Consider the following 7,033-nt stretch of genomic DNA (forward strand, 5'->3'; position numbering starts at 1 on the left):
CTGCGACATGCCGCCGAGCGTGGCAAATTGGCCCATCAACAGGAACATCGGCACGATAGACAGCGAGTAGCTGGAAAAGGTGGTGAAGGTTTCCGATTTCAACCGCGCCAAGGCAACCGTTGGCCCGCCGCCGACCAATATCATGCCGCCAAGCCCCGCGACAAACATCGCAAGGCCAATCGGCACACGCAGAAAGATCAGCAGCAGTAGCGCGGGAAATGACCAGACGCCGATCATGAGATCGCTCACGCCCCGGCCCCCGGATCGGCAGGCAGAATATCGCGGCCGGTCAGCATTTCACCAATGCGCATCATCGCCATATAGACCGCGACCACCGCCGCCGCGACAGCACCCGTCAGGCTGAGCGCATAGGACCACCAGACCGGGAATTGCAACAAGAACGTGGTCTGCCCGGAATGCAGTTTGCTCAGCATGCCCGCCGCCAGCTGCACCGCGATCAGCACCAGAACGACGGCAAAGACGGTCTCGGTCACAGCGCGCAAAATGCGATTGCTGCGGGGGGACAGTTTTGCAGTGAACACATCGACGGAGGCATGACCGTTGGTGATTTGGCAGAGCGGCAGAAAGGCAAAGATCGAAAACGCGATCCCGGCCTCGATCAGCTCAAAATCGCCTTTGACAGCACCAATATCGGCCTCCAGCAACCACCGCGCCAGCCCCGGCGCGATGCCATCCGCAACCATGCCATGCAGCACCTCATTGGCTTTGCGCCCAAGCACGGAAAGGCAGGTCAACAACACCAGCGCCGTCAGCATCAGCCCACCGAGCCAGGCAAAACCCCGCGACAGTTTCAGGAAAAACTCATACATCGAAGCGTTGTTTCGCAAGCGGCACGGGGCCGCAAAGAGCGTTCACCTGCGTCCTCGGCTTCCTCATGGCTCAATGCGCGGCTTCATATTCCGCCATCAGGCTGCGCGCCTCATCAATCAAGGCCTGGCCGTCGATGCCTTTGGTCTTCATGTCCGCCACCCATTCGGCATAGATCGGCTGCACCAGCGGCAACCAGTTCGCTTCGGCGTCGTCCTTGCTGATGGTGATGATATTATTGCCAAGGTCCACCGCGATTTGCCGCGCCGGACCGTCAGCATCCGCTTGTGTGCCACCGGCAAAGACCGAGAAATCAAGCCCGGAATTCTTGTCGATTACCGCTTTCAGGTCATCGGGCAAGCCGTCATAAACGCCTTTGTTCATCGCCAGAACGAAGGTGACATCATACAGCGCCGGGCCTTCAAATTCGGTGTGATTATGCACCAGTTCCGGCACCTTCAGCGATTCCGTCACCTCCCACGGGATCGTGGTGCCATCAATCACGCCTTTGGACAGCGCTTCCGGGATCGCAGGCACCGGCATGCCGACAGGCTCCGCCCCGAGTGCTTCCAGCAGTTTGTTGACCATGCGCGATGCACCGCGAATTTTCATGCCTTGGAGGTCGGCGGGCTTTTCCACCGGATCGGCGGTGTGAAAGAGACCGGGACCATGGACCCATGTGCCAAGGATATGCACATCCTTGAATTCGGTGTCCTTCATATGCTCATCAAACATCTTCCAGTAGGCATAGGAGGCGGCGCGGGAGTTCGATACCATAAAGGGCAGTTCAAACACCTCCGTCGACGGAAAACGACCGGGGGTGTAGCCCACAACCGTCCAGACCACATCGGCAACGCCATCAATCACCTGATCCATCAGTTCCGGCGGCGCGCCGCCAAGCTGCATCGAGGGGAAACGATCCACCTTGATGCGACCACCGGAATCCTTTTCCACATTATCGGCCCAGACATCCAGAATCAGCTTTGGCACATTGGCCTGCGCTGGCAGGAATTGATGAAGCCGCAACGTAACTTCCTGCGCGAACGCGGTCGTTGCGGGAAAGCCCACAAACAGGGCCGCTCCCAATACCGCCAGAATCTGTCTCCGATTGATCAACACACCGCTCCCCGTTGGCCCGTATCTATGGGATTTTCCCACGTTCATTCGCCGCCACTATGGTCTGATATTGGGAAAAATTACAATATGCGGTAGCATCCCAATCCACGCCGAGCGCCCGTTCGCGCGGATCAATATTTACGGCATCCAAAAAATACCTACCGGCTGCATTTTCAACTACTATCCGAAATACATCCCTTGAAGGAGCCGAGGCCATGACTGCCACAAACCCTTTGCAATCCGCCACCAGCCCGGTTGGCACCACCCCCGGATACATGCCGGGCTTTGGCAATGATTTTGAGACAGAGGCACTGCCGGGGGCGTTGCCGCAAGGAATGAACTCCCCCCAGAAATGCGAATACGGGCTTTATGGCGAACAGCTTTCCGGCACGGCTTTCACCGCCCCCAGCCACCAGAATGAACGCACATGGTGCTATCGTATCCGACCTTCGGTGAAACATACCCATCGATTCAGCAAGATCGACCTGCCGCTGTGGAAATCCGCGCCGAACATTGATCCTGATGTCGTCAGTCTTGGGCAATACCGCTGGGATCCGGTCCCACATTCCGACGCTCCGCTGACTTGGCTGACGGGAATGCGCACGATGACCACGGCGGGCGATGTGAACACCCAAACGGGAATGGCGAGCCATATCTATCTGGTCACGCAAAGCATGGTGGACAGCTATTTCTATTCCGCCGACAGTGAGCTTTTGGTCGTCCCGCAAGAGGGCCGCTTGCGGTTTTGCACAGAATTGGGGGTGATTGACCTCGCGCCGCAGGAAATCGCCCTTCTGCCGCGTGGGTTGGTCTACCGGGTGGAAGTGATTGACGGCCCGGCGCGGGGATTTGTTTGCGAAAACTACGGGCAGAAGTTTGCCTTGCCGGGACGCGGGCCGATTGGTGCCAATTGCATGGCGAACCGGCGCGATTTCAAAACCCCGGTGGCCGCGTTTGAAGATCGGGAGGTGCCTTCAATCGTTACCGTCAAATGGTGCGGCCAGTTTCACGAAACCCATATCGGCCATTCGCCGTTGGATGTGGTGGCATGGCATGGCAATTACGCGCCGGTGAAATACGACCTTTCGACCTATTGCCCGGTTGGTGCGATCCTGTTTGATCACCCGGACCCGTCTATCTTCACCGTTCTCACCGCACCCTCGGGAATTGAAGGCACCGCGAATATCGACTTCGTGCTGTTCCGCGAACGCTGGTCGGTGGCAGAAAACACCTTCCGCCCGCCGTGGTATCACAAGAACGTCATGTCGGAACTCATGGGCAATATTTACGGCCAATATGACGCCAAACCACAAGGCTTTGTGCCGGGAGGGATGAGCCTTCACAACATGATGCTGCCGCATGGCCCGGACAAGACCGCATTTGAAGGCGCGAGCAACGCGGATTTGCAGCCGCACAAGCTGGACAACACCATGTCCTTCATGTTCGAAACCCGCTTTCCGCAACATCTGACGAAGTTTGCCGCGCATGAGGCGCCGTTGCAGGATGATTATATTGATTGCTGGACCGATCTGGATAAGAAGTTTGACGGCAAACCGGGCAAGAAATAGGAAAACATCTAGGTAAATCCACGCCCCTTACGACGAAGCCTCCATAGCGCCAAAGAATGAGTAAACCCCATGACTCCCTATCACATCCCCGGCTATCAGATCCGTGATCATCTGGTCTCCGTCCCTTTGGACTGGAGCCGTCCTGACGCGGAGACGATCAAGGTTTTCGCGCGCGAAGTAACTGCCCGCGGGCGGGAAGCGGAAAACCTGCCACTGCTGGTATTCTTGCAAGGTGGACCGGGTGGTAAATCGCCGCGTCCGAACGAGGGGCCAGGTTGGCTTGGTGTCGCAACCAAGCGGTTTCGTGTGCTGCTGCTGGATCAACGCGGCACCGGACGCTCCAGCCCATTGCAGGGTCGTCAGATGGCCGCGATGGATGCGGAAACCGGCGCGCAGTATCTGGCCTGCTTTCGCGCCGACAGCATCATCAAGGATTGTGAGCTTATCCGCAAAACCCTGTATCAAGGCGCGCGTTGGTCGACGCTTGGGCAAAGCTATGGCGGGTTTCTGACGTTGAGCTATCTTTCGCTCGCACCTGAGGGGTTGACCGGCTGCTATGTGACCGGCGGCTTGGTTGGCATTGACGCGACTGCGACGGATATCTATCGCCACACCTATCCGCGTGTCGCCCATAAGAACGCGCTCTATTTCAATCGCTATCCGCAAGATCGGGCTTTGGTGGACCGGCTTGCCGACCATCTTGCCAGCCATGACGTGCGCCTGCCGGATGGTGACCGGCTGACGGAGCGACGGTTGCAATATCTGGGCATGAACCTTGGCATGTCAAACGGGTTTGAAGCGATCCATTGGCTGCTGGACGAAGCATTTTGCGACGATGGTGCCTTGTCCGACAGTTTCCTTGCGGCAATGCAGGCTGAAACAGGGTTTGACCACAACCCGCTTTTCGCCGCGATCCATGAGGCGATCTATGCCCAGAACGGCGCGCGCACCCGCTGGGCGGCGGAAACGGTTTTGACTGAACAGCCTGCATTTCACGCCAATAAACGCCCGCTGCTGTTCACTGGCGAAATGATCTATCCGTGGATGTTCGATGATATCCGCGCGCTGCGTCCCTTTGGCCCTGCTGCCCACGCACTTGCCGAAATGGCGCTGGATGCGCCGCTTTATGACAAAGCCCGACTGGCCGCGAATGAGGTGCCGGTCTGGGCTGCTGTTTACACTGATGACATGTATGTCGATGCCGAATTGTCGATGCAGACCGCAAAGGCGCTTGGCAACGCAAACTTGTGGCAAACCAGCGAGTTTGAGCATAACGGTCTACGCCAATCCCCGCGCGTGCTGGAACATTTGTTCGCGATGGAACATGAGCTGGCAGGACATAACCATTTTCACCGCTGACATTTCTTGGCGGCGGACCGGTTGCTCGCGGACGGGTCAACCCCGTCCATGCGTGCCAACCGCAAGGATATTATTCCGCCGCTTCGCGCTTTGGCAGAACCCAATCGGGGCGAATGAAATGGCAAGTGTAGCCATCGGGGCGGTGGAGCAGATAGTCCTGATGCTCCGGCTCGGCTTGCCAAAAATCGCCGACAGGTTCCAGTTCGGTCACCACCTTGCCGGGCCAGAGGCCGGAGGCGTCAACATCGGCAATCGTCTCCAATGCGACCTGCCTTTGCACCTCATCAACATAATAGATCGCAGACCGATAGCTTGTGCCGCGGTCATTGCCCTGACGAAGGGGCGTCGTCGGGTCGTGTATCTGAAAGAAAAACTCCAGCAATTTGCGATAACTGGTCAGGGCCGGATCAAAGACAATCTCGATACCTTCGGCATGGGTGCCGTGGTTGCGATAGGTCGCATTGGCGACATCGCCGCCGGTATAGCCGACGCGGGTTGCCACCACCCCCGGCAGCTTGCGGATAAGGTCCTGCATACCCCAAAAGCAACCTCCGGCCAAAACTGCACGTTCGGTCATCTACCTGCCCTCCACTTGATCGACATAGGCACCATAGCCTTCGGCGGTCATCGCGTCACGCGGCACAAAGCGAAGGCTCGCGGAATTGATGCAATAGCGCAGCCCGCCCATGTCGCGCGGTCCATCGTTGAACACATGGCCGAGATGGCTGTCGCCGTTGGCGGATCGCACTTCCACGCGCACCATCCCAAGACTGGCATCGCGTAACTCGGTCACGTTTTCGGTCGCAATGGGCTTGGCAAACGAAGGCCAGCCACAACCGGAATGAAACTTGGCCGACGAGGCGAAAAGCGGCTCACCCGATACGACATCAACATAGATGCCAGGTTCGAAATGATCGTCATATTCCCCGGTATGCGGCCGCTCTGTCCCGTTCTGCTGCGTCACGCGAAACTGTTCGGGCGTCAGACGCGCAACGGCATCTTCGGTTTTGGTGTAGGTCATGTCACACTCCACAGGGTCAATGGCTACAATTTGGGGGCAGCCACGAGAAATTGCAAACCGATGCCCCGATTCTCGCGCTGATTTGAGCAGGTTTACCCGTGATATTTTCCTGTGACCTTGTGCGTAAAAAAGTGATGCGGCATTAGACTACACAGCAAATCATGTCCACGCGCAGCCTGATCAATAATTTGGAGCCTGATCTGTTCCGTCCGGGGATCTGCTGGATGCACAGGTCAGTGAACTCGAACGCGGGATCGAAAGCGCCATCGCGCAGCAGGAAACGTCGCCGATAAAGGCACGGCTCCAGCGGTCCAGACCGGGCATCAGTCCGGATTCTCTGGCTATGCTGATCACGGAAATGCCGGGACCCGGCAGAATGACAGCCGGTGAGGCAACTGCCAAGATGGGCTTCGCCCCGGTGCCATATGACAGCAGGGCGATGCGAGGCGGCTGAGCTATCGACGGCCGGCGCAGGTCTCGCGGGCATGTTCTGCACCAAGCGGCACCCCCCGCCGCCTGTCACACTCCCGTTCTGAAGCCTGTTGCAAAACGTCTCAAGGCGCGCGGAAAGCCGCACAGCGTGGTGATCATCGCAATCGCGCGGCGGCTTGTTACAATCGCAAACGCGATGATCCAGACCGGCATCCCATCGCAGCCTCAGTCCGGAAAGCAGGCGCAGCGGCTAGTGACATGCGGCGCATTCATGCGCATTAAAATGTGCCGCTGTGTGCTGATGTCAACGCAGGATATCGCGACACGTCCCCCCCCTGCTGCAACCGCATCCGGGGGGTGCCCCCGCGGCTACTACGTGAATCTGCCTGACGCATCCGCCTTGCTCCGCGCAACAACGATCAAAATCCCGCGGCCCGCCCGATCCAAAGATTGACTCTGCCGCCGCCCCGCCTGATAGAACCGCAACCGATCGGAGACCCCATGACCGACCTGACGCGCATCCTTGATCATGCCCGGATACCAGAGCTTCCAAATCCCTATTTCGGCAAGGTCCGCGATTGCTACGACCTGCCCGGCAACCGCCGGATCTTGGTCGCATCCGACCGGATATCGGCCTTTGACCGCATCCTTGCTGCGATCCCGTTCAAAGGCCAGGTGCTGACCCAGACTGCGCGCTTTTGGTTCGACC

At 58.2% G+C, this 7,033-nt stretch carries 8 protein-coding genes; 3 read left to right on the forward strand and 5 right to left on the reverse strand.

What is annotated here, in order from left to right:
* From L0H65_RS11455 to L0H65_RS11465, 3 genes are all read right to left on the reverse strand, one after another.
* A partial coding sequence (locus L0H65_RS11455; RefSeq protein ID WP_301459136.1) for a TRAP transporter large permease subunit occupies positions 1 to 249 on the reverse strand: 249 nt, incomplete at its 3' end.
* Positions 246 to 830: a TRAP transporter small permease gene (locus tag L0H65_RS11460; protein WP_301459137.1), complete on the reverse strand. Its 585-nt coding sequence runs from the start codon at positions 828 to 830 to the stop codon at positions 246 to 248. The genes L0H65_RS11460 and L0H65_RS11455, both read right to left, overlap by 4 nt.
* A 70-nt stretch (positions 831 to 900) precedes the next feature.
* Positions 901 to 1,944, reverse strand: a complete 1,044-nt coding sequence (locus L0H65_RS11465; RefSeq protein ID WP_301459139.1) for a TRAP transporter substrate-binding protein — start codon at positions 1,942 to 1,944, stop codon at positions 901 to 903.
* Positions 1,945 to 2,159: 215 nt separating this feature from the next.
* Between L0H65_RS11465 and hmgA the strand changes: the two genes are divergently transcribed.
* Complete coding sequence (hmgA, locus tag L0H65_RS11470) at positions 2,160 to 3,512, forward strand: homogentisate 1,2-dioxygenase (protein ID WP_301459140.1); 1,353 nt, start codon at positions 2,160 to 2,162, stop codon at positions 3,510 to 3,512.
* A 69-nt stretch (positions 3,513 to 3,581) separates the two neighbouring features.
* Entirely contained in the window at positions 3,582 to 4,871 is a 1,290-nt protein-coding gene (locus L0H65_RS11475; protein WP_301459142.1) for an alpha/beta fold hydrolase, read from the forward strand.
* 70 nt (positions 4,872 to 4,941) lie between these two features.
* Here the strand turns inward: L0H65_RS11475 and msrA are convergent, their stop codons facing one another.
* A complete protein-coding gene (msrA, locus tag L0H65_RS11480) occupies positions 4,942 to 5,448 on the reverse strand; it encodes a peptide-methionine (S)-S-oxide reductase MsrA (protein ID WP_301459143.1) in 507 nt (168 codons plus the stop codon).
* On the reverse strand, positions 5,449 to 5,892 hold the full coding sequence (gene msrB, locus L0H65_RS11485) for a peptide-methionine (R)-S-oxide reductase MsrB (RefSeq protein WP_301459145.1): 444 nt from the start codon (positions 5,890 to 5,892) through the stop codon (positions 5,449 to 5,451).
* Positions 5,893 to 6,825: 933 nt separating this feature from the next.
* Here msrB and L0H65_RS11490 point away from each other — a divergent pair.
* Positions 6,826 to 7,033, forward strand: a 208-nt coding sequence (locus L0H65_RS11490; RefSeq protein WP_301459146.1) for a phosphoribosylaminoimidazolesuccinocarboxamide synthase, incomplete at its 3' end; no start/stop codon positions are given.

It is taken from the genome of Pseudorhodobacter sp., assembly GCF_030452865.1.
In the GTDB taxonomy this organism is placed as follows: Bacteria; Pseudomonadota; Alphaproteobacteria; order Rhodobacterales; family Rhodobacteraceae; genus Pseudorhodobacter.

Coding starts and splice junctions, on each gene's coding strand:
- msrB (WP_301459145.1), bottom strand. CDS start 5,892: ATGACCTACACCAAAACCGAAGATGCCGTTGCGCGTCTGACGCCCGAA.
- L0H65_RS11460 (WP_301459137.1), bottom strand. CDS start 830: ATGTATGAGTTTTTCCTGAAACTGTCGCGGGGTTTTGCCTGGCTCGGT.
- hmgA (WP_301459140.1), top strand. CDS start 2,160: ATGACTGCCACAAACCCTTTGCAATCCGCCACCAGCCCGGTTGGCACC.
- L0H65_RS11475 (WP_301459142.1), top strand. CDS start 3,582: ATGACTCCCTATCACATCCCCGGCTATCAGATCCGTGATCATCTGGTC.
- msrA (WP_301459143.1), bottom strand. CDS start 5,448: ATGACCGAACGTGCAGTTTTGGCCGGAGGTTGCTTTTGGGGTATGCAG.